The 22,148-nt window shown below is 71.3% G+C and carries 20 protein-coding genes, 2 tRNA genes and 1 pseudogene; 14 read left to right on the forward strand and 9 right to left on the reverse strand.

Features of this window, described 5'->3' with window-relative positions; translation table 11 throughout:
• Positions 1-778, reverse strand: a pseudogene (locus C3488_RS25685) (MFS transporter); the annotation flags it as partial.
• Between the two features lie 159 nt (positions 779-937).
• Here C3488_RS25685 and C3488_RS25690 point away from each other — a divergent pair.
• From C3488_RS25690 to C3488_RS25705, 4 genes are all read left to right on the forward strand, one after another.
• Entirely contained in the window at positions 938-1,471 is a 534-nt protein-coding gene (locus tag C3488_RS25690; protein WP_103843261.1) for a helix-turn-helix domain-containing protein, read from the forward strand.
• A 38-nt stretch (positions 1,472-1,509) separates the two neighbouring features.
• On the forward strand, positions 1,510-1,821 hold the full coding sequence (locus C3488_RS25695) for a DUF6412 domain-containing protein (RefSeq protein ID WP_103843263.1): 312 nt from the start codon (positions 1,510-1,512) through the stop codon (positions 1,819-1,821).
• Positions 1,822-1,993: 172 nt separating this feature from the next.
• Positions 1,994-2,704, forward strand: coding sequence for a membrane protein insertase YidC (yidC, locus tag C3488_RS25700; RefSeq protein ID WP_103843317.1), 711 nt, complete (start codon positions 1,994-1,996; stop codon positions 2,702-2,704).
• A 154-nt stretch (positions 2,705-2,858) separates the two neighbouring features.
• Complete coding sequence (locus tag C3488_RS25705) at positions 2,859-3,716, forward strand: fumarylacetoacetate hydrolase family protein (RefSeq protein ID WP_103843265.1); 858 nt, start codon at positions 2,859-2,861, stop codon at positions 3,714-3,716.
• Between the two features lie 130 nt (positions 3,717-3,846).
• Here C3488_RS25705 and C3488_RS25710 read toward each other — a convergent pair whose 3' ends face one another.
• Positions 3,847-4,314, reverse strand: a complete 468-nt coding sequence (locus tag C3488_RS25710) for a heme-degrading domain-containing protein (RefSeq protein WP_103843267.1) — start codon at positions 4,312-4,314, stop codon at positions 3,847-3,849.
• Positions 4,311-5,396 carry a Gfo/Idh/MocA family oxidoreductase gene (locus C3488_RS25715; RefSeq protein ID WP_103843269.1) on the reverse strand — a complete coding sequence of 362 codons (1,086 nt, stop codon included), beginning with the start codon at positions 5,394-5,396 and terminating at the stop codon, positions 4,311-4,313. The genes C3488_RS25710 and C3488_RS25715 overlap by 4 nt, the downstream gene beginning before the upstream one ends.
• 56 nt (positions 5,397-5,452) lie before the next feature.
• Here C3488_RS25715 and C3488_RS25720 point away from each other — a divergent pair, with 56 nt between their 5' ends.
• The 6 genes from C3488_RS25720 to C3488_RS25745 all read left to right on the forward strand — a co-directional run bounded on the left by C3488_RS25720 (position 5,453) and on the right by C3488_RS25745 (position 11,286).
• The gene (locus C3488_RS25720; RefSeq protein ID WP_181139194.1) at positions 5,453-6,592 is read left to right on the forward strand and encodes an ROK family transcriptional regulator; all 1,140 of its coding nucleotides are present in this window, start codon (positions 5,453-5,455) and stop codon (positions 6,590-6,592) included.
• Positions 6,593-6,983: 391 nt separating this feature from the next.
• Positions 6,984-7,892, forward strand: a complete 909-nt coding sequence (locus tag C3488_RS25725) for a hypothetical protein (protein ID WP_103843273.1) — start codon at positions 6,984-6,986, stop codon at positions 7,890-7,892.
• An 80-nt stretch (positions 7,893-7,972) separates the two neighbouring features.
• The gene (locus tag C3488_RS25730; RefSeq protein WP_103843275.1) at positions 7,973-8,752 is read left to right on the forward strand and encodes an HAD-IIA family hydrolase; all 780 of its coding nucleotides are present in this window, start codon (positions 7,973-7,975) and stop codon (positions 8,750-8,752) included.
• Between the two features lie 130 nt (positions 8,753-8,882).
• Positions 8,883-9,530, forward strand: coding sequence for a hypothetical protein (locus C3488_RS40730; protein ID WP_181139195.1), 648 nt, complete (start codon positions 8,883-8,885; stop codon positions 9,528-9,530).
• A gap of 3 nt (positions 9,531-9,533) precedes the next feature.
• Complete coding sequence (locus tag C3488_RS25740) at positions 9,534-10,199, forward strand: class F sortase (protein WP_103843277.1); 666 nt, start codon at positions 9,534-9,536, stop codon at positions 10,197-10,199.
• A gap of 55 nt (positions 10,200-10,254) precedes the next feature.
• Positions 10,255-11,286, forward strand: coding sequence for a glycoside hydrolase family 6 protein (locus C3488_RS25745; protein WP_103843279.1), 1,032 nt, complete (start codon positions 10,255-10,257; stop codon positions 11,284-11,286).
• A gap of 85 nt (positions 11,287-11,371) precedes the next feature.
• Here C3488_RS25745 and C3488_RS25750 read toward each other — a convergent pair whose 3' ends face one another.
• The 3 genes from C3488_RS25750 to C3488_RS25760 all read right to left on the reverse strand — a co-directional run bounded on the left by C3488_RS25750 (position 11,372) and on the right by C3488_RS25760 (position 16,080).
• Positions 11,372-13,309 (reverse strand): kelch motif-containing protein, encoded by a 1,938-nt coding sequence (locus tag C3488_RS25750; protein WP_103843280.1) that lies wholly within the window; start codon positions 13,307-13,309, stop codon positions 11,372-11,374.
• Positions 13,306-15,243 (reverse strand): glycosyltransferase family 2 protein, encoded by a 1,938-nt coding sequence (locus tag C3488_RS25755; protein WP_103843282.1) that lies wholly within the window; start codon positions 15,241-15,243, stop codon positions 13,306-13,308. Before C3488_RS25755 ends, C3488_RS25750 begins: the two co-directional genes overlap by 4 nt.
• A gap of 763 nt (positions 15,244-16,006) precedes the next feature.
• Positions 16,007-16,080 (reverse strand) — tRNA-Lys (locus C3488_RS25760).
• A 241-nt stretch (positions 16,081-16,321) separates the two neighbouring features.
• On the opposite strand from C3488_RS25760, the gene C3488_RS40210 reads away from it, so the two are divergent.
• From C3488_RS40210 to C3488_RS25785, 4 genes are all read left to right on the forward strand, one after another.
• Positions 16,322-17,557, forward strand: a complete 1,236-nt coding sequence (locus C3488_RS40210; protein ID WP_146067921.1) for a peptidoglycan-binding protein — start codon at positions 16,322-16,324, stop codon at positions 17,555-17,557.
• Between the two features lie 17 nt (positions 17,558-17,574).
• A complete protein-coding gene (locus tag C3488_RS25775) occupies positions 17,575-18,720 on the forward strand; it encodes an SPFH domain-containing protein (RefSeq protein WP_103843287.1) in 1,146 nt (381 codons plus the stop codon).
• Positions 18,721-18,925: 205 nt separating this feature from the next.
• Positions 18,926-19,537, forward strand: a complete 612-nt coding sequence (locus tag C3488_RS25780) for a lytic polysaccharide monooxygenase (protein WP_103843289.1) — start codon at positions 18,926-18,928, stop codon at positions 19,535-19,537.
• A gap of 129 nt (positions 19,538-19,666) precedes the next feature.
• Positions 19,667-20,116: a DUF3592 domain-containing protein gene (locus C3488_RS25785; RefSeq protein ID WP_103843291.1), complete on the forward strand. Its 450-nt coding sequence runs from the start codon at positions 19,667-19,669 to the stop codon at positions 20,114-20,116.
• 113 nt (positions 20,117-20,229) lie between these two features.
• Here the strand turns inward: C3488_RS25785 and C3488_RS25790 are convergent.
• From C3488_RS25790 to ehuA, 3 genes are all read right to left on the reverse strand, one after another.
• Positions 20,230-20,303, reverse strand: a tRNA-Lys gene (locus C3488_RS25790).
• A gap of 99 nt (positions 20,304-20,402) precedes the next feature.
• Positions 20,403-21,161 (reverse strand): IclR family transcriptional regulator, encoded by a 759-nt coding sequence (locus tag C3488_RS25795; protein ID WP_103843293.1) that lies wholly within the window; start codon positions 21,159-21,161, stop codon positions 20,403-20,405.
• 205 nt (positions 21,162-21,366) lie between these two features.
• Positions 21,367-22,143: an ectoine/hydroxyectoine ABC transporter ATP-binding protein EhuA gene (gene ehuA, locus C3488_RS25800; RefSeq protein ID WP_103843295.1), complete on the reverse strand. Its 777-nt coding sequence runs from the start codon at positions 22,141-22,143 to the stop codon at positions 21,367-21,369.
• Positions 22,144-22,148 lie beyond the last annotated feature (5 nt).

Raw genomic sequence — 22,148 nt, forward strand, 5'->3', positions numbered from 1 at the left:
TCTATCAGGGCGAAGGCCGCGATGAGGACCACGGCCGCCGCCAGCAGCAGTGCCACCGGTGCGCGCAGCCAGCCGTCCGGCCCAGCGTCAGCGCCGCCACCAGGGAGACGAGGGCCAGGCTGAAGACCAGGGCGCCCGCCAGGTCCGGCCGGCCGCCCCGGGGTGCGCGGGACTCGGTCAGCACCCGGGCGGACAGGGCCGCGACGATCAGTGCCGCGGCGCCCAGCACCCCGTATGCGAGCCGCCAGCCGGGCAACGCCCCAGCGACCAGCGGCCCCACCGCGATGCCACCGCTGACGAACGCGCCCCACACCCCGGTCGCGTGCAGCCGGCCGCGCGCGGTCGGGAAGGCCTGGACGATCAGGCCGAGGCTGCTGGCGAGGAGCGCTGCGCTCGCCGCGCCCTGGGCGATACGGGCCAGTGTGAACAGCCACGTGGAGGTCGCGAAGGCGCCGAGCACGGTGGTGATGCCGAGGGCGACCGTGCCGGCCACGAAGATCCGCCGGCGGCCGTAGTCGTCGGCGAGGCTGCCGGCCACCAGGAGCAGCGCGGCGAGGCCGAGCGGGGTGCCGTTGAGCAACCAGGCCTGCGCGGACAGCGGGGTGTGCAGGGCGGCGACGGTGGCGGGGAGCGTGACCGCCGGCGCGGTGTACGTCATCAGCGCCACGGCCGTGGCCGCGCTGGTCAGGGCGAGGGTGGCGGTCGCTCGCGGGGTCTCGTGCACGGCGGGGGAGGTGCGGGGTGCCGCGGTCGGTTCGGTTCGTTGCAGCTGTGGCATGGCCTGCCCTTCCGGGGCGGGGTCGGATCGCTAGGTTCGGTCACTGAACCTTTGGTAGGAAGGCGACGCTAGCAGCGTCGGTTCATTCATTGAACCAATATTTCGGAAAGTCGGTTCGGTGACTGAACTCATGCGTCGGAAACTCGCTACAGTGAGCTCATGGCCCTCGGCAAGGACTACGCGACGCAGGAGTGCTCCATCGCCCGCGCGCTGGAGATCATCGGCGAGCGCTGGACGCTGCTCGTCGTGCGCGACGCGCTCTACGGCGTACGGCGCTACAACGACTTCCTCGTCCACCTCGGGATCCCGCGCGCCGTCCTCGCGGCCCGCCTCCAGACCCTGACCGCCGAGGGCATCCTCGAGAAGCGCCGCTACCAGGACTCCCCGCCGCGCGACGAGTACGTCCCCACCGACCGCGGCATCGCCCTGTGGCCCGCCCTGCGGGCGCTGGGCCGGTGGGGGCGCGAGCACTGCTCCGAAACGCAACTGCGCGTCTTCCGGCACGCGACCTGCGGCACGGACAAGGAACTCGGGTCGTACGGTGAATGCCCCGACTGCGGAACCGTCGTGCCCGCCGAGGACGTTGAGATGCTGCCGGGACCGGGGCTCGATCCCGACCCGGCCGACCCGGTCAGCCGGGCGCTGCTGAAGCCGAAGAGGATGTTGCAGCCGCTCCAGACCGAGCCTGTATAAAAGCCGGTGAGGGCGGGCGAGTTGGGGGAGGGGTGCGCATGATCCGGAGCTGGGCGCAGCTGCGCCCCGCCGCCGTGCTGCTGCTCCTGCTGCTCGACGTCGCGCTCCTCGACTCCGGCAGCCTCTACGCCGCCGTCGCCTGCGCCGCGACCGCCGCCGCCGGATCCGCCCTCGCCGTCTGCGCGCTCATCGCCGCCCGCAGCGTGCCCGCCGTGCCGCCGACCCGGGTGCGTACGGCGATACGGGACCGGGAGCACCGTACGGCGTTCCTGCCGCAACGGGACCCGGACGCCCCGGGCCGTACGCGACCGCGGGCACCGGGGCGCGCCCTCCCGGCGACCGCCGCGTAGGGCACGTCCTCCTCGTACGTCTCCCGTACGGCCCTTCCGTACGTTCTCCCGTACGGCCTTCCCGTACGTCTCTCCCGTACGTCCGTGCCCCCGCGCGGGTCGTCATGCCGACACCATCCCCACCCGACCCCGGCACGACGAGACCCCGGAGGGCTCACCCTTGTCCGCGTTCATGTCCGTTTCCGCCCGCCTGGTCGAGCATCTCGCCGACCTGCTCCAGCCGCTGTTCCACGCCTCCGCCATGGCCGCCGCGATCGTCCTGTTCACCGCGCTCGTACGACTCCTCGTGCACCCCCTCTCCCGCGCCGCCGCGCGCGGACAGCAGGCGCGCGCCCGGCTGCAGCCGAGGATCGCCGAGTTGAAGAAGAAGCACGCGAAGGACCCCCAGAAGTTCCGGACGGCGGTGCTCGCCCTGCACGCGGAGGAGAAGGTCTCCCCGCTGTCGGGTCTGCTGCCGAGCCTCCTCCAACTGCCCGCCTTCTTCCTGCTCTACCACCTGTTCTCGACCACGACGAACGGCGGCGAGGCGGGCGGCCTGCTGGCCCACGCGCTGTTCGCCGCCCCGCTCGGCGACCGGTGGGCCGACGCCCTCGCCCACGGTGGGCTGCTCGGGCCGGCCGGGCTCGTCTACCTCGGGCTGTTCGCACTCGTCGCGGCCGTCGCCACCTTCAACTACCGGCGTACGAAGCGGACGATGGCCGAGAGCGGGGCCCAGGCGAGCGGCGAGGAGCAGGTGCCCGGGCTCGGCACGATCACCAAGGCCATGCCGTTCCTGTCCTTCTTCACCCTCGTCACCGTGGCGGTGGTGCCGCTGGCCGCCGCGCTGTACGTGGTCACCAGTACGGCGTGGAGCGCGGTGGAGCGGGCGGTGCTCTACCGCTGAGCGCGCCGGACGGCTGTCGGCGGTCCAGTCCGTGAACGGGGTATTGCGGACTGACCGCCGACCTTGGAGGATCGACCAGTCCTCCGATGGCTGTGCCCAGGCCGCACCGGCCGCACCCTTCGGCGGCTGCCCGCGATCTAGGGAGACTGTGACCATGAAGCTGCTGCGAGTCGGTACGGCGGGGGCGGAGCGGCCCGCGCTGCTCGATGCCGAGGGAATCCTGCGGGACCTGTCCGGTCTCGTCCCGGACATCGACGGGCCGCTGCTCGCCGACGACGAGGCGCTCGGTCGGATCCGCGCCGCGGCCGGCAGCGGTGAGCTGCCCGCGCTGGACCCCACCGGGCTGCGTATCGGACCACCGCTCGCCCGGATCGGCAAGATCGTCTGCATCGGGCTGAACTACCACGACCACGCCCGCGAGACCGGTGCCGAGCCGCCCGCCGAGCCGGTGCTCTTCTTCAAGGCGGCGGACACGGTGGTCGGGCCCCACGACACCGTGCTCGTGCCGCGCGGGTCCACCAAGACCGACTGGGAGGTCGAGCTGGCGGTCGTCATCGGGCGGACCGCCCGCTATCTGGAGTCCCAGGAGGAGGCGCTGGCGCATGTCGCCGGGTACGCCGTCGCGCACGACGTCTCCGAGCGCGAGTTCCAGATCGAGCGCGGCGGGACGTGGGACAAGGGGAAGAACTGCGAGACGTTCAATCCCCTCGGTCCCTGGCTCGTGACGGCGGACGAGGTGCCGGATCCGCAGACGCTTTCCCTGAAGCTCTGGGTCAACGGGCAGCTGAAGCAGGACGGAACCACGGCCGAGCAGATCTTCCCGGTCGCCGAAGTCGTGCGGTACGTCAGCCAGTTCATGACCCTGTATCCCGGTGACGTCATCAACACCGGTACGCCGGCGGGGGTGGCGCTGGGGCGGCCCGAGCCGAAGCCGTTCCTTCGGGCCGGGGATGTGGTCGAGCTGGAGATCGAGGGGCTCGGGCGGCAGCGGCAGGAGTTCAAGGACGCCTAGACGCTCCTCTGGGGGGGGCCGGGGAACTGCGGCGGTTCGTCGACTGCGGACCGTCGTGGGGCTGGTCGCGCCCACGCGGCGGGGCCGCACATCGACACGGCCCCGCGCCCCTGGCTCGGTTGTCCGACCCCTAGGCTTTGAGCCTCTCCAACGCCTCGACCACCAACCGGTGGTCCTCCACCTGTGGCAAGCCCGACACCGTCACCGTGCCGATCACTCCGGCGCCCTCCACCCTGATCGGGAAGGAGCCGCCGTGGGCCGCGTACACGTCCGGGTCGAGGCGGGAGGAGTCCTCGAACGTCGTGCCCTTGGCGCGGAAGCGGGAGCCGACCAGCAGCGACGAGCAGCCGTAGCGTTCGACCACGCGGCGCTTGCGGTCGATCCAGGCGTCGTTGTCCGGGGTCGAGCCGGGCAGTGCCGCGTGGAAGAGCTGCTGGCCGCCGCGGCGGATGTCGACGGCCACCGGGGCCCGGCGGTCCCGTGCCAGCTCCACCAGCAGCGTGCCCAGCCGCCAGGCGTCGTCGTACGTGAACCGGGTGAGCGTCAGGCGGCGCTCCTGTTCCTCGAGTTCCGGGATCGGGGGAGTCGCGCTGGTCACAGCGTCACCTCCACGCCTTCGCGGGCCGAGCGTCGCGCGGCCTCGAGGACGTCCAGGGCCTCGGCCGCCTCCAGGGCCGTCACCGGGTTCGGGCCGCCCTCGCGCAGGGCCTTCGCGATCGCCGCGTAGTACGCCGGGTAGTCGCCGGGCAGGGTCGGCTCGGGGCTGCCGCCGCCGGTCAGCGGGGACTCTCCGGCGCCGACGCGGCCCCAGAGGGATTCCGGCTCCTGTCCCCACTCCGGGCCGGGGCGCAGACCCTCGCGCAGGGCCGCCTCCTGCGGGTCCAGGCCGTACTTGACGTATCCGGCCCGCGACCCCAGGACCCGGAAGCGGGGGCCGAGCTGGGCCGCCGTCGCGGAGACGTACAGGTGGGAGCGGACGCCGCTCGTGTGCGTGAGCGCGATGAACGTGTCGTCGTCCGCCTCCGCGCCCGGTCGGCGGACGTCCGACTCGGCGTACACCGCGGCGGCGGGACCGAAGAGGACCAGCGCCTGGTCGACGACATGGCTGCCCAGGTCGTACAGCAGACCTCCGATCTCTGCGGGGTCGCCGGACTCCCGCCAGCCGCCCTTGGGCTTCGGGCGCCAGCGCTCGAAACGGGACTCGAAGCGCCAGACATCGCCCAGCTCTCCCTCGGCCAGCAGCTTGCGCAGCGTCAGGAAGTCGTTGTCCCAGCGGCGGTTCTGGAAGACCGAGAGCAGCAGGCCCCGCTCCTCGGCCAGCGCCGCGAGCCCGCGCGCCTCGGCCGCCGTGCCCGCGACCGGCTTGTCGACCACGACCGGCAGGCCCGCATCGAGGGCGGCGGTGGCGATCGGGACGTGCGTCTTGTTCGGCGAGGCGACGACGATCAGGTCCAGTTCGCCGGCGCGCGGCCACAGCTCGTCGGGGGTGGCGGCGACGCGCACGTCCGGGAACTCGGCGCGGGCCTGCTGCTGCCGCTCCGGGCTGGAGGTGACGACCGTGTCGAGGACCAGGCCCTCGGTGGCGGCGATCAGCGGGGCGTGGAAGACGGAGCCCGCCAGGCCGTAGCCGACCAGGCCCACGTGGAGGGGAGTGTGAGTACCAGGGGCTGTGCCAGTCATGCGCCCCACTTTCGCAACACTGTTGCCAAAGTGCAAGCGCCGGGGAGAATGGGGGCGTGAACAGGACGTACGCGGGACCGGGCGGAGACGGCAGGCGCGGCGGAGGGACGGTGGCGAGCGGGGTGAACCTGCTCGCCCTGCGCAGCCACAACACGGCCTTGGTACTGGATCTGCTGCGGGCGGCCGGGGAGTCCGGGATCAGCCGGCTGGAGCTCGCGGAACGGACCGGGCTGACCCCGCAGGCCGTCAGCAAGATCATCGCCAGGCTGCGGGCGGACGGGCTCGTGGCGGAGGCGGGCCGCCGTGCCTCGACGGGCGGTAAGCCGCGTACGGTGCTGCGGCTGGTGCCGGGCGCCGTCCACGCCGTGGGGCTGCATCTGGACCGGGACGAGTTGCGGGCGGTGCTGTGCGACCTCACCGGAGCGGTGGTCGCGGAGCGGCGGGTTCCGTTGGACCTGGGCGCCGGGGCGGAGGCCGTGGTGGAGGAGGCGGCCCGCGAGGTCGAGGCGCTGGTGGGCGAGGTGGCCGTGCTCGGCCTCGGGGCCGCTCTCCCCGGTCCGCTCGACCACCGGCACGGGGTGCTGCACCGGGTCACCGGTTTCCCCGAGTGGGACGGGTTCCCGTTGCGGGAGGCGCTGGCCCGGCGGCTGGCGATGCCCGTGGTCGTCGACAAGGACACCAACGCCGCCGCGCTCGGGCTCGCCCTCGGCGGGGCGGCCGAGACGACGGACGCGTCGTTCGCCTATCTGCACCTCGGGACCGGGCTCGGCGCCGGGCTGGTGATCGGCGGCGCCGTGCACCGGGGCGCGCGGACCGGGGCCGGGGAGTTCGGCCACCAGGTCATCCAGCTCGACGGGCCGCCCTGCGGGTGCGGGAACCGGGGCTGCCTGGAGGCGCTCTGCCTCGCCGCCGTCGCGCGCGGCGACGTGCCCGAGGCGGCACGCGTCCTCGGTGTGGGCGCTGCGAACCTGGCCGGACTGCTCGACATCGACCTGGTCCTGCTCGGCGGTCGTACCGTCGCCGCGCACCCGGAGTCCTTCGTCCGGGGCGTGGGCGCCGTCCTCGACGCCCGTGCCCTGCGCGAGGGCGCGACCGCGGGCGTACCGGTGGCCATCGCTCCCGGAGGGGCGCGCGGCGTGGCGGAGGGCGCGGCCCAGTTGCTGCTCGCACCCTTGTTCGGGCGGACGGACGGGTGAGCCGGGATGCTCGGGCGGACGGGTGAGCCAGGGTGCTCGGGTGGACGGACGGGCCGAGATGCTCGGGTGGACGGACGGGCCGGGGTGCTCGGGCGGACGGACGGGTGAGCCGGGATGCTCGGGCGGACGGGTGAGCCGCAGTGTTCGGGCGGACGGGTGAGCCAGGGTGCTCGGGCGGACGGACGGGCCGGGATGCTCGGGCGGACGGGTGAGCCGGGGTGCTCGGGACGGCGGAGGGATGGGCCCGCGTGTTCGGGCGGACGGAAGGATGACCCCGGGATCCCACCCGCAGGTGCGGCCACTGCGCTGATCGGGGGGACTTGGGCCGTCTGCTCCGGCTCGAAGGGCGTGGCGCGCCCTGGGGTCACCTCGCCTGTCCGGTCATATCTTCATGCGACACTCTCGACCGCTTCGGCGCTCCGGAGAGCACTCCCGCCCGCTCTCCCGCTCGCCCCACGGGCCCCGCTCGCCCTGGCGGGCCGGACTGGCGCGACTGGCCTTCCGTGTCCCCCTGGCCCTGCTCCTGCCCTGCGCCCTCGCCGCCGTCATGCTCCTCCTCCAGGCACCCGCCGCCGCGTTCCCCGCCGGCCCGGCTCCCACATGCTCCGGGCGGGACCAGCACACCTTCCCCCTCACCGCCCGCATCCGCGGCGGGCCCAGGACCTACGCGGCCGGTGGCGCCGCGCACACCTGGTACATCGACCTGAAGAACACCTCCGCGCAGACCTGCGGCAACATCCACCCCGTGCTCGTCCTCGTCGACACCCGCCGCGCACTGACGGCCGCCCAGGCCGAACTGGAGTTCTTCGAGGGCGACCACCCACACCCCGTCGCCTTCCAACGCACCGACGAGCAGGAACTGGTCGGCCCCTTCGACGACGGCTTCCCCGGCTTCACCGTGGCCCCGGGCCGGACCCTCAGCGTGAAGGTGCGGCTCGCGTTCGCCTCCGGAGCCTCGAAGGACGAGGTCGTCGCGACCGCCGCGATCGTGCGGCGGCAGGGCGACAACGGCGACTGGGTCGGTCAGTCGGACGACTACCGGTTCACGATCGAGGCCGGCGCCCGGACGGAACCGGAACCCACGTCCTCCTCGCCCGCCCCCCGCCGCAGTGCGGCCGCCGAGGCGCTCGCCGACACCGGCCCCCGGGCGCCGCGCGGACTCGGCACGATGGCCGGCGGACTGCTCCTGACGGCGGGCGGCCTCCTCGCCGCGGGCCTGCCTCTGCTGCTGTACCGGTGGCACCGCCGGGCCCGCGCGCGCTACGCCGTGCCCGGCGGGAAGGAGGCCGACCGGCCCTGATTACGCTGGGGCCCCGGGCGCACCGTCTTCCGGCGTCCCCGGAGTCCCCGGTTCCCCTTGCGTACGGCAGGAGATCGCACATGGCAGAGCGCAAGCCCATCGAGTCATGGCTCACCGACATGGACGGCGTGCTCATCCACGAAGGTGTTCCGATCCCCGGTGCCGACGCCTTTCTGAAGAAGCTGCGCGAGTCCGGCAAGCCCTTCCTCGTGCTCACCAACAACTCGATCTACACCCCGCGCGACCTGCACGCCCGGCTGCGCCGCATGGGTCTGGACGTGCCGGTGGACAACATCTGGACCTCGGCCCTGGCCACCGCCAAGTTCCTGGACGACCAGCGGCCCGGCGGGACCGCGTACGTCATCGGCGAGGCCGGCCTGACCACGGCGCTGCACGACATCGGCTACATCCTGACCGACCACGAGCCCGACTACGTGGTCCTCGGCGAGACCCGCACCTACTCGTTCGAGGCGATGACCAGGGCCGTCCGGCTGATCAAGGACGGCGCCCGGTTCATCTGCACCAACCCCGACGAGACCGGCCCCTCCACCGAGGGCCCGCTGCCCGCCACCGGAGCGGTCGCCGCGCTGATCACCAAGGCGAGCGGCAAGAAGCCGTACTTCGCGGGCAAGCCGAACCCGCTGATGATGCGGACGGGCCTGAACACGATCGGGGCGCACTCCGAGACCAGCGCGATGATCGGCGACCGGATGGACACCGACGTACTGGCCGGCATCGAGGCCGGCATGCAGACGTTCCTGGTGCTCACCGGGCTGACCACGCCCGAGGACATCGACCGCTACCCGTTCCGCCCGTCCCATGTCGTGAACTCGATCGCGGACCTCGTCGACCGGGTCTGACGCGCCGGGCGGCCGGTGCCCGTCAGCCCGTGCGGCTCAGGACCCGCCCCTCGTACGGAGTAGTCGAGGGTCCCGTGCGGATGCGCCGGAGTGCCCGTCGGGGGAGTCTCCTGATATCGGGAGGTTCACGATGGGTTCACTACGACTCACCCTCTGTGCGGGTGCCGTCGTCGCGGGCACCGTCATGCCCGCGGCGTACGCGACGGACGCGCAGGGTGTCGTCCTGACCCCCGCGTTCCCCGCGCCGGGCAGCGATGTCCGGCTGACGGTACGGGGCTGCCCCGGCACGAGCACGACCGGCACCGCGGAGTCGGACGCGTTCGTGGCTCCGGCACGGCTGGTCGGGGGCGACGGCACACTGTCCGGCGACACCCGGGTCCGCTCGGCCCTGTCGCCGGGCCGGTACCAGGTGACGGTCGGCTGTGACGGCCGGGAGATCAGGGACGCGCTCACCGTGGCCGGCCCGACGGCGCCCGCACCGGCCGGCGCGACGCCGTCCACCGCCGGTACGACCTCCCCCGCCCCCACGACCTCGCCGTCCGCCCCCTTCCCGCTCTCCCGCCCCTCCTCTCCCTCCTCCCCCTCGTCCCCGTCCTTCCCCTCATCCCCGGTCGCGCCGGTGCACGCGGGCGGCGGCGGCACGGCGGGCGCCACCTCCGACGACCCCCGGGTCGCCGTGCCCGGTCTGCGGCACGCGGTGATCGGGCTGGTCCTCGCGGGCGTCGCCGGCGTCGTGGTCGTCGCGCGCGGTGCCCGCCGGGGCCGTGGCACGGAGTGAGCCATGTCCGGGCATGAACGTTCCTGTGGTACCGGGCGCCTGCTGATGGGCGTCGCCTGGGTGATCCTGCTGCTCGGGCTGTGGATGTGGGGCCGTGAGGTCACCGACGTACGCTCGGGGATCTCCGCGCCGACCACCGGCGACATGGCGGCCGTCGGACGCCCCCCGACGGCACAGCTCCCGCCTGCCGCGACGCCGTTGAAGCAGGCCCTGCCGCTGCGCGTCGACATCCCCGACCTGGGCGTGCAGGCACCGGTGGTGGCGCGCGGCCTGGACGCGCGGGGTGCCGTCGACCCGCCGCCGTTCGACGAGCCGGGGGTGGTCGCGTGGTACCAGGGCGGGGTGACCCCGGGGGCCGCCGGAACGGCGCTGTTCGTCGGGCACGTCGACACCCGGAGCAAGCCCGCCGTCTTCTACCGGATCGGCACCCTCCGACCGGGCGCCGCGGTGCGGGTGGTCCGCGACGACGGCAGAGTCGCCGAGTTCACCGTCGAGAGCGTCGAGGTGCTCTCCCGTGACCACTTCGACGCCCGGCAGGCGTACGGGCAGCGCGAACCCGGCCGGGCCGAGCTGCGGCTGATCACCTGCGGCGGCAGCTACGACAAGGCGAGCGACACGTACTCGGCCAACGTGATCGTGTCGGCGTACCTCACGAGTGGCTCACCGTGACGCGGCGGGTATGTCACGATTGGTGCGGAACGCGGTACAGCCAAGGGGGAGTTGGATGTACGGGACGAGGGGTGCGGGGGCACGCGTGGCCACGGCGGCCGCGGTGGGAGCCGCGTTACTGCTACTGATGGCCGGGTGTTCCTCTTCCGGGGGCGGGAGCGAGGACAGGAAGGGCGGCTCGGGTGGCGGGATCACCCAGCAGCCGAAGGCGTCTGACCCCTTCTGGGTCAACCCGGACGGGAACGCGGCACGGCAGGTCGCCGCGTACGAGAAGGCCGGGAGGTCGGCCGAGGCGGAGCAGATAAGGAAGATCGCCGAGCAGCCCACGGGGGAGTGGATCAGCCCGGAGAACCCTGAGGCGGAGGCGCGGGGCTTCACCGAGGCCGCCGAGAAGGCGGACCGTACGGCGCTCCTGGTCCTCTACAACATCCCGCACCGCGACTGCGGCCAGTTCTCGCAGGGCGGCGCGGCCGACGGCAACGCCTACCGGGGGTGGATCGACGCCGTGGCCCGGGGCATCGGGGACCGGCGCACGACGGTGGTCCTCGAGCCGGACGCCGTCCTGCACATGGTGGACGGCTGCACACCGGACCAGTTCCACGAGGAGCGCTACGACCTGCTCAAGGGCGCGATCACCAAGCTGAAGGCGCTGAGGAACACGCAGGTCTACCTGGACGCGGGCAACGCGGGCTGGCAGCACCCGGACGAGATCTACCAGCCGCTGAAGCAGGCGGGCGTCGACCGGGCGGACGGCTTCGCGGTGAACGTCTCCAACTTCTACTCGACGGAGGACTCGATCGCCTACGGCAAGCAGTTGTCGGCGAAGGTCGGCGGCAAGCACTTCGTGGTCGACACCAGCCGCAACGGCAACGGCCCCTACACGGACGGCGACCCGCAGCAGCGCTGGTGCAACCCGCCGGACCGGGCCCTGGGCGAGCGCCCCACGACGAAGACGGCGGATCCGCTGGTGGACGCCTATCTGTGGGTGAAGCGCCCGGGAGAGTCCGACGGCACCTGCAAGGGCGGCCCGAAGGCCGGGCAGTGGTGGGCCGACTACGCACTGAAGCTCGCCGCGGGCGGCACGTAGCGCCGATCGGTGCGCCGGCCAGGAGTGTCCGGTGTGACAGCGGGGGCGCCCTCAAAGGCCAAGGGCGCCCCCATCTGCGTACGAGCTACGGCACCTTGACCCACTGCGCCACCGACGGCGTCCCCTGGTCGTCGTCGGCGAACAGCATGTACCAGCCCGGAAGGACAAGGTTCCGGTTCTTCGGGACGGTCACCGTGAGCTTGTCCCCGGCCGCCTTGAAGTCGAGGGCGATCGACCGCTGGTCCACGTCGGTGACGTGCGTCGACGCACTCGGCCGGATCAGCCGCACCTTCCGGATCGCCGACGCGTGCTGCGAGGTGAAGGTGCCCGAGGCGCCCGGTGCGATGGTCTGCGGCCCGCCCGACAGCGACGGCCGCGCATCCCGGTACAGGTACGGCGGTGTGTAGATCTCGACTCGCTGCTCGAACGTGCCCGGTTTGGTGTTCGCCTTGTCGCCGTACAGCGAGTCCGAACCGAAGAACATCACCCGCCCGTCGGGCAGCAGGATCGATCCCGAGTGGTAGTTGCGGCCCACCAGCGGGTCGGCGACCCGCTTGAAGGTGTTGCTGTCCGGGTGGTAGATCCGCGCCTGGAGGATGTCGGAGTCGCTGCGGCCGCGGTAGTCCTCCGAGCCGCCCGAGACGAGCACCGTGTCGTCGGGCAGGACCGAGGACTGCGGGTAGCGGGTTCCCTTCTCCAGCGACGGCCCGTCGACGAACCTCGGGTTCTTGTCCTTCAGGTCGATCAGCCGGGTCTTCCTGCTGGACAGCTTGGACTCGCCGACCCCGCCGCCGCCGATCACCAGGTACTTCTCGTCCTGCGCGGGCGGCAGCAGCACCGTGCCGGACGTCTCCATCATGTTCGGGTCGCCGAGCCCGGGCAGCTTGGTGAACTCGTTGGTGCCGACGTCCCAGATGCCGGGGTCGCGGCCCACGTCGTCCGGTCCGTAGCCCGCGTTCGAGCCCGAGTAGAAGATCTTGCCGTTCTGCATCAGGAACAGCGCGGGATAGGTGGGGAACTGACGGATCTTCGGTGTGTACGCCCACTTCTTCGTCTTCGGGTCGAAGACCTCATTCTTGCCGGGGACCAGCTGCCCGATGTCGTCGAGGCCGGAGACACTGAGGATCTTCCCGTCGCTCAGCGTGGTGAGCGTCGGGTACCAGCGGGCCTCGTTCATCGGATCGACCTTGATGTACTTCTCCGCGACCGGGTCGAACTCGTAGGCGTCCCGGATCCCCTGGAAGTCCTTCTTGTCGAGGGCGAGCTTCTGCGCGATGCCGTAGGTGTTGCGGGCGTCGACGCCGGTCAGGCCCTGGATGCGATAGTTGTCCTGGGTGCCGGTCTCGTACTTCGCCCCGCTCCTGACCGCCTCCACGTAGATACGGCCGAGACCGGGGTCGTTGCGCAGGAACCTCCCGGTCTTCTTGTCGAACACCTTCGTCGCGCGCGGTACGAGCACCGGGTCCTTGGACACGAACGTCTTGCCGTTCTCCCTGCCCTTGAAACCGGTGCCCGCCGGCAGGGTGATCGGCTTGTCCGGGTTCTCGTTGTGGACGATCATCAGGCCGCCGGCCTTGGTGACGTCGCCCTTCAGTTTCTCGTACCGCTTGGTGCCACCCGCGATCAGGATCTTGCCGTCCGCGAGCTGGGTGTGGCCCGTGCAGAACAGGTCGTTCGGCGTCGGCACCTTCTTGACGGTGCCCTTGACCGGGTCCCAGATCCGGGTGTCGAACTGCTTCCTGTCGAAGTTCTCCTGGTTGTTGCCCGACCCGGCGATCATCAGCACCTTGCCGGTGTGCAGCAGCACCGCGTGAATGGTGTCCTGGCGGTACTCCTTGGGGAACTCGACGATCTGCCAGTGACCGTTCTCCGCCTTGTACTCGGGCTTGTTGATGACGTAGTCGTGGTACTGCGCCGTGCCGAAGCGGTACAGCCACGGGCCGTTCATTCCGCCCAGCGCGAGGACCACCGCCGTGCCGAGCGCGAGCCGTCGAGCGCGACGGCGGCCGGCCTGGTCATTCATTTCTTGCGTCCCCCAAGAGCGATCTGCATGGTCTGGTCGTCATGTCCGGCCAAGGCGGACCGCTGCCCCGGTGTGTGCGTCCCGGTGGGCTGGTGCGGGATCACCGCGGTGTCCTGCGGCTCGTCCGCCGCGGCCGGCTTCCTCTTCGCCTGCCGCAGGGTCCAGCGCCAGGCGACGATCGGTGAGGCCGTGATCAGCAGGGCGAGCGAGGCCCAGGTGATCATCGCGGGGTGGGAGTGGCCGAGGAGGAGACCGGCGGCGATCGAGCCGCCGAAGACCAGGATGAAGAACAGGTGGATCCGGAACGTCCCGAACAACGTGTCCGGGCTGGCCGAATCGCCCTTGGGGGTCACCACGAACCTGCTCTTGCGGCGCAGTACCGCGTCCATGAGCGAGCGGGCGTAGACCGGCGCGGACAGCGCCGACATCACCATGCCCGCCACACCGCCGGAGCCCTCCGGCTCGTGCGGGGAGACGTTGTGCCGGCGGTTCCAGATGTACAGGCCGATCTGGAGGGCCGACGCGTTGCCGTACAGCATCAGCCACACCGTCGGGTCGATGTTCACACCCGAGGCGCCCAGGCCCAGGAACAGGGCGCAACTCAGCGCCGCGAGGATCCAGTTGAGGGCCGACATCGGGTAGAAGATGATCATCATGGTGTAGTTGAAGAGCTTGCCGGGCGGCAGTGAGAAGAATCCCTTCCAGTACTGCTTGAGGATCGTCTCGTAGGTGCCCCGCGACCAGCGCAGCTGCTGGGTGAAGAAGTCCGTCCAGGCGGCCGGGCCCTCGCCGACCGCGAGCACGTCCGGGGTGTAGACCGACTTCCACTTCTTTCCGGTGGCCGGGTTCCGGTGGCGGTGCATCTCGAACCCGGTCGCCATGTCCTCGGTGATCGAGTCGTACAGACCGCCGATCTGCTTCAGGGCGCTGATCCGCACGGCGTTGGAGGTGCCGACGAACATGGGCGCGCCGTAGCGGTTGCCGGCGCGCTGGATCAGCGCGTGGAAGAGGAACTGCTGCGACTCGGCGGCCTTGGTGACGAAGGTGTCGTAGTTGCCGTACACCTGCGGGCCGATGACGAAGCCCACGTCCGGGTCGCGGAAGTAACCGAGCATCCGCTCGAGGTAGTTGGGCAGCGGCACGTGGTCGGTGTCGACGGAGGCGAAGTAGTCGTAGTCGTCGCCGTGCGCCTCCAGCCAGGCGTTGTAGTTGCCGTGCTTGGTCTTCGCCCGGTGCGGTCCCGTGGGCCGGTTCCACTTCTCGACGCCCTTGCGGGTGAAGTGGTGCACGCCCAGACGCTCGCAGACCCGCTTCACCTCGGGGTCGTCGCCCTCGTCGAGGAGCCAGACATGCAGAACGCCCCGGTGGCGCAGCCGGACGGCGGCCTCCAGGGTCTTCGTCACCATCGACAGCGGTTCCTTGCCGGGCACGTAGGTGGTGATGAAAGCGACTCTGCTGCCGGTCTCGGGCACCACCGGGACCGGGTCGCGGGCGACCAGGGTGGCATGCGCGTTCGACAGTACGTTCATGCACCGGAAGAACTCGATCAGGCCGATCGCGACAAGCATCACGATGTCGAGGGCCGGCAGGAAGTCGTAGGCGGGATAGTCGCGTTCGGTCCAGTGTTCGGGCTGCAGCAGCCAGGCGAGCAGGATCAGCGACAGCAGCGGCGCCGCGCCCAGCATGAGGGCGGCGCGGACGCGGTGCGGTTCCTGGGAGAGCAGTGAGCGGTACTGGACCTTGTACGGCTTGGTCGGGTCCGGTTCGGTGAGCGGACCCGCCAGCCGGCTGTAGTGCTCGTAGTCGTATCTGGGCAGCGTCCGTTTGATCCGGTGGATGGTGCCGGTGTGGCCCGTTCGGTGCGACACCACCCTGAGCCGGGTCGTCTCTGACGGATCGAAGTCCTGCCGGGCGCCCGTCGGCGTCGACGTCATGAGTCATTCCCCCCGCACGCACAGATGCGTGTGTGTTTTTGCTGGCTTTCGCCCGCTTTTGGTCCCCCTCGACCTTGGCGGACGAATCAGTGACAGGTCGGCGTCACCGCGTCATCTCCACGATATCGACACGAAGAGCGACCGTCCGGTTGCACGGCGTCCCCCTCGACGTCCGTTTCTGCGGGGCCCCCATCCCCGCGCCCGGCAACCGGTCCATACCCCCAACTGCAATGCAACGGCAGTCCCTTGGAGCCCAGGGTTCTATGGCGTCCGGCTTGATCGCAAGATGCGAAACGCGGTGTTTACCGGTCATACCGGCTCAATGGGTCGTTTCTTGGTGCCTTGTGGTGCGGTTGCGACCACTCGTGCACGGATGTTGAGGAAGTGGTTCCTTACGGCACCATTGGCTCCGCTTGGCCGACGGCACGGCACGGTGCAACGCGGTGGTGGTGCCCTGTGCGCCGGAGGGTGTCAGTGCGGCCGGCGCGGAGGCGGGGGGCGTCCGTGCCGGACCCTGCGACCGCGGGCGGACCTGGCGCAAGCGCCGTACGCGCGGGGCGCGGCCGCAGGTGAGCCCGGGGCCGTACGTGCGGGGCGGCGGGGCGGTTGCCGGTCGGGTGTCGTGCACGCCAGGCGGCGACGGCAGCCGACCTGAAGGGGGTGTGGGTGGCGAAGCCCCCACAAGGCGCGGCGGAGCCGCGCAGAAACGACGATGGCGAGGCATGTTCGCGCTTTCCGCGAACATGCCTCGCCATCGCCATCGTGCGCCGCCAGGGACTCGAACCCCGGACCCGCTGATTAAGAGTCAGCTGCTCTAACCAACTGAGCTAGCGGCGCCTGCTGACCTGGAGAACTCTACCCGATGTCGGATGGTGCTCCTGACCACTCCGGGTTCGAGGGGGGCCTCCGTCCGGAGGGGACCGGTACCCGTGCGAATGACTTCGCTTACATCATTCGGCCCGTCACCCTGCGCTTTCCCTGTGCGCATGGGTAACTGACGGATGTGCAGAAAAGAGGACTAAGACGACTATCGGCGCAAATTCCCCCGAATGCTGACAGGGAGTGTGAGGGACGTCGCATGGAGACACCGGTATTCGAGGAATTCGAACCCACGACTGACTGCGACTGCCCCGGCTGTGTGCGCCGGCGCCGCGTCATCACCCCTTCCTCCGCCCTCGGGGGCATCCGCCGCCCGAGGGCCCGCACGGCCCTCGCGCTGGCCGCCGCCGCGGGCACGGCGCTGGGCATGGTCCAGGCGACACCCACCGCAGCGGCCACCCACGTGCCGCTCGTCCCGCCCGCGCCGCCCGCCCCGTCCGCGCCCGCGAGCGACCAGCCTCCGGACACCCCGCAGGGCAAGACCGCGCCGCTGCACGGCCCGGTCGGCGCTCCGAACCTGACGGCTGCGGCCACGACGACCCGCGCCGAGATCATCAACCGGGCCAAGAAGTGGGTCGACGCCCGGGTCCCCTACAGCATGGACGACTACTGGTCCGACGGTTACCGGCAGGACTGCTCCGGCTTCGTCTCCATGGCCTGGAACCTCGGCTCCAACGAATGGACGGGCAGCCTCGACAACTTCGGCGTGCGCATCACCAAGGAGCAGCTGCAGCCGGGAGACATTCTCCTCTTTCACAATCCCGACAATCCGGAGAAGGGGTCGCACGTCGTCATCTTCGGCGGCTGGTCGGACTACAAGCGCACGGCCTACATCGCCTACGAGGAGACCCCGCCGGGCGCTCGCCGGAAGGTCACCCCGTATGCGTACTGGTCGAATTCCAGCCGCTATGTGCCCTACCGCTACAAGAACATCACCGAGACCAAGGAGAGCACCCAGGGCAAGGAGGCGCCGGTTCCCGGGCTCACCGTTCCCGGGCTGCCCGGCGTCTCCGGCGTTCCCGAAGTCCCCGGCGTTCCCGGCGTCCCCGATGTCCCCGGACTGCCGGGGCCCGACGACTCGACGCACCCGGTGCCGGGGACGGGCGGCACACGCCCGGTGGTGACGACTCCCGGCCGGTCCCTCGACGGAGTCGCCCCCGGCGCCCCGCAACTGCGGAGCGCCCCCGCGCCGGAGGCGCCCGACTACCCGGGCCGTGACGTGTTCCGGCCGGGAGCGGACAACCCGCACGTCGCGCTGCTGGGCCGGAAGCTGGTCGAAAAGGGGTTCGGCGCGCACTACACCGGCGGTCCCGACGCGCGCTGGGGCGAGGCCGACCGGCGGAACGTGGAGGCCTTCCAGCGCGCCCAGGGCTGGAACGGCCGTGAGGCCGACGGCTTCCCGGGGCCGGAAACCTGGCGACGGCTCTTCTCCTGACGCGTGTGGAGGCACGAATGACTACGACGACATCACCCACGCCGGAGCAGGAGGAGGAGCCGGACGGCTCCGACGCGCGCTCCGGCCGGGTCATCCACAGCGAGTCGACCACCGAGATCCCGGTGCATCTGCTGTTCCGGAAAGGACCCGACACCGAGCCGCTGCCGCTGGCCCCGACCGTCGTGCGACGGCGGCTCGGCACCGGTGAGCAACCGCGGATCCAGGCGCCCGCCGCCCCCAGGCGGCAGGTGCCGATGGTGGACCCCGAACTGATCGAACGGCCCGCGCGGGTGCTGCCCTGGGCGGTGGGCCTGCTGGCCGGGGTCGCCGGCGCGGCCGGTTGCGTGGCCGCCTCGTGGTGGGCGGGCGTCCTGCCGCCGGCCATGGTGCGCGCGCTGGACCTTCCGCCGGTCGCGGGCGCGAGGCTCGGGCTCGCACAGTGGGCCGCGTACGCCGTCGCGGGCGTGCTCCTCCTCTTCGGCTTCGGCGGGCTCAGCCGCGGGGACACCGGGCGCGCCTGGGCCCTGTCGCTGTTCGGGCGCTACCGGGGCACGGTGCGCCACACCGGCCTGATGTGGGTCAATCCGCTGGTGCTGTGCCGCCGGGTCGACGTACGGCTGCGCCACTGGCGCAGCGAGCCGATCCCCGCGGTCGACGCCAACGGGGTCGCGCTGCGCGTGGTGGTGCTGGTGACCTGGCAGGTCCGGGACACCGCGCGTGCCGTGTTCGGCATCGACGACCACGAGACCTATCTGCGGGAGTGCGTCGAGTCGGCGCTCGCGCGGGTACTGCCGCAGGTGCCGGCCGACCTGCCGGCGGTGGCGGACGTGGTGAGCCTGCGCAATGTCGAGGCGGTCGGCGACACGCTGACCCGGCTGGTGGCGGCGGACGTGGCGGCGGTCGGCCTGGAGGTGTTCTCGGCCCGGCCGACCCGGATCGAGTACGCCCCCGAGGTCGCCGCCCGCATGCAGCGGCGCCGTATCGACGCGTTCGACGCGGAGCACCGTGAGGCGGTGATCGGCTCGGTCCTGGACTCGGTGGAGGAGACGGTGACCCGGCTGACCGCGCGCGGCCTGGCGGACCTCGACGACTACGAACGCAAGGCGCTGGTGCGGGACCTGACGGTGGCGTTCTGCACGGGACGGGCGGGCGACGGGGGCTGAGGCGGGCGACGGGCCGAGGTGTGCGCCGCCCCGGGGAGGCGGCGCCTGCCGGCCACGCGGGCGCCGGCCACGGGCGGCGCGAACAGACCGCCGCAATCGCTGCGTGTGATTGGTATGGACATGTTCAACAGGCGGCAATAATCTGAGGCTTGGTCTAGACCTGCACGGCTCACTGAACTCCCCCACGTTCACAAGGAGCGGCAGCATGCGCACCAGGACCAGGTTGTACGCCGCCGTGCTGGGCCTCGCGACCGCGGGAGCCTTCGTGCTCTCCACCGGCGGCGCCAGCGCCCACGGCTACACCGACCAGCCCCTCAGCAGGCAGAAGATGTGCGCCGCGAACGGCGGCATCGTCACCGGCTGCGGCGACATCCAGTGGGAACCGCAGAGCGTCGAGGGCCCCAAGGGCTTCCCTGCCGCCGGCCCCGGCGACGGCCGGATCTGCTCGGCGAACCACTCCGACTTCGGCGCGCTCGACCAGCCGAGGACGCCCTCGGGCGCGCCCTGGCCCACGACGAAGGTGACCGGCGGGCAGAGCTACACCTTCCGCTGGCAGTTCACCGCCTCGCACGCCACCACCGACTTCCGGTACTACGTCACCAAACCGGGCTGGAACCAGAACCACGCCCTGACCCGCGCGGACCTCGACCTCACCCCCTTCCTGACCGTCCCGTACAACGGCCGGCGCCCGCCGTCCACGCTCACCCACACCGGCACCCTGCCGGCCGGGCTGAGCGGCCACCACGTGATCCTCGGCGTGTGGACGATCGCGGACACGGGCAACGCGTTCTACTCCTGCGCCGACGTCACGTTCTGAGCCCGGATCCTCACCTCCCGAGCTCTGAGGCTTTCTTGAGCCAATCCACCACCCCCCACGGGTAGGTTCCGCACACCGGCAGCGACGCGCCGGTGTGCGGAACCAGACCTGTGACCTCGGGGGGAACCCATGGACGCGATGCTCTACGTCGTACCCGTACTGATCATGGCCGTGGCCGGCTTCCTGGGGTACCGGGTGGTGTACCGCTGGCTGCAGATCAGGAGCGCGTGGAACAGCGGCCTGACGGCCGAGGGGCGCTGCCTCAAGGCGTACACGACCGTCCACGGCGGCCGGAACGACACCTCGGTGCGCACCACGCTGCACCACGTCTACGAGTTCACGACGAGGGACGGCGCCGGCATCCGGTTCGAGGAGGAGGGCGGCCCGGGGACGACGGTCGAGGGCGACATCGTCACCGTCCACTACGCCGAGGGCCGCACGGGCGTCGTGGCGACCGCGCGCCCCCCGAGGCGGGGCAGGCAGGCGGTGGCCACCGCGGGCATCCTGGGTTTCCTCTGCGGGATCGTCCTGTTCTGCGTCGGCTTCATGACCATGGTCGCCGTCGACCTCCACAGCTGACGGTCGGGCGGGTGCGGTGGACGCCGCCTGGGACCCTCCGGGGCCCCTGCGGCCTCCACCGCCCCGGACCAGCGCAAAAGGGGCTCCTCGCTTTCGCGAGGAGCCCCTCATCGTGCGCCGCCAGGGACTCGAACCCCGGACCCGCTGATTAAGAGTCAGCTGCTCTAACCAACTGAGCTAGCGGCGCAGACTCTGTCGCTTTCGGCTTTCGCTCCCGGCGACAAAAGAAATACTACCTGGTCCACAGGGGTGCTCGTGACCACCCCTGCGGGCCGTCCGGGACCGCTCAGATCGTGAGGGACAGGACCACCGGGGCCGCGCCCCTGTTCAGCCGCTCCGCCGCCTGCCGGAGCCGGTGGGCGTGCTGGACCGGCAGGGACAGGGCCAGGCAGCCGACCGAGGAGCCCGCGGTGATCGGGACGGCCGCGCAGACCGTGCCCACCGCGTATTCCTGCAGGTCGAGCACCGGAACCGTCGGCGGGTGGGCCTCCAGGCGGGAGAGCAGGACCTTCTCACTGGTGATCGTCCGCGAGGTCAGCCGGGCCATCTTGTACCGGGCGAGGTGGTCCCGGCGGCCGTTCACGTCGAGCTGGCCGAGAAGGCTCTTGCCGACCGCGCTGGCGTGCGCCGAGGAGCGGAAGTCCACCCACTCGTGCACCGCGGGCGCCAGCGCGCTCGCGGCGCACTGGGTGACCCGCACCTCGCCGTCGATGTAGCGGCTGATGTAGACGGCGGCTCCCACCGAGTCGCGCAGCCGGTCCAGAGTGCGCTGGAGCTGCTCGCGCAGCGCCTGCTCATGGCCCTGGGCGGACCCGAGCCGGCTCAGGGCGGCCCCGGTGACGTATGCGCCGTCGATCGTCTGCTCGACGTACCCCTCCCGGCGCAGCATCCGCAGGAGCGAGGTCAGCCGCTCGGAGCCGAGGCCGGTGCGGCGGACCAGCTCGGCGTCGGTGACGCCGGTGGAGTGCCGCGCCACGGTCTCCAGGACGCGCAGGGCGTCCTGGGCCGAGTGGTACGGGACGGTCGGCTCATGGGTCAGCGCCACGGTCTCCCCCTGCGCTTTTTGGGCCATCCTCGGGACAGCTGGGCTGCCTCCACGATACGGCTCAAACGCGTGTCGGGGAGCGGGTGTTGCGCAACTTTGCGGGGGCTTTCGGCCCGCTCAGCAGGAACGCGCCACTCCGGCATATGCCGAGGTCATGTCCCGATTGTCGGGACCCGGAGAGAGCCGTCGCCTTCACTTCCTGTAGTCACAGCACTGCGCTGAGGAATTCCCGCGTGCGTGTGTGCTCGGGTTCGCTGAAGATCTTCTCCGGGGGAGCGGCCTCGATGACGTGGCCGGAATCAAACATCAGGACCCGGTCGGAGATGTCCCGCGCGAAGCTCATCTCGTGGGTCACGCAGAGCATCGTGATGTCCGTGCTGTGTGCGATGTCACGGAGCACGTCGAGGACACCGGCGACCAGCTCCGGGTCGAGCGCGGACGTGACCTCGTCCAGCAGCAGCACCTGCGGGCGCATCGCGAGGGCGCGCGCGATCGCCACGCGCTGCTGCTGGCCGCCGGAGAGCTGGCTCGGGTACTTGTCGAGGTGGTCGCTCAGCCCGACCAGGTCGAGCAGCTCGCGTGCCCGCTCCTCCGCCTCGTCCTTCGACAGGCCGAGCACGGTCACCGGGGCCTCGGTGATGTTCTGCAGCACCTTCATGTTCGGGAACAGGTTGAACTGCTGGAAGACCATCCCTATGTTCTTGCGGATCTCCCGGACCTGTTTCTCGGGCGCCGGGTACAGGCGCTGTCCGCCGACCGTGATCGTGCCCTCGTCGGGCTTGGTCAGGGTCATCAGCAGCCGCAGGATCGTGGTCTTCCCGGATCCGGACGGGCCGATCAGCGTCACGTGCCGGCCTGCGTCGACGGAGAAGTCGAGCCGGTCGAGGACCGTGTGGTCGCCGAACCGTTTGGTGACCTTCTCGAGGCGGATCAGCTCGCCGGAGGCCGCCTGCGGACGGGAATGGGCGTCGGGTTGCTTCATCAGGG

Origin of the sequence: Streptomyces sp. Ru72 (assembly GCF_002920635.1) — a bacterium.
GTDB lineage: Bacteria > Actinomycetota > Actinomycetes > Streptomycetales > Streptomycetaceae > Streptomyces.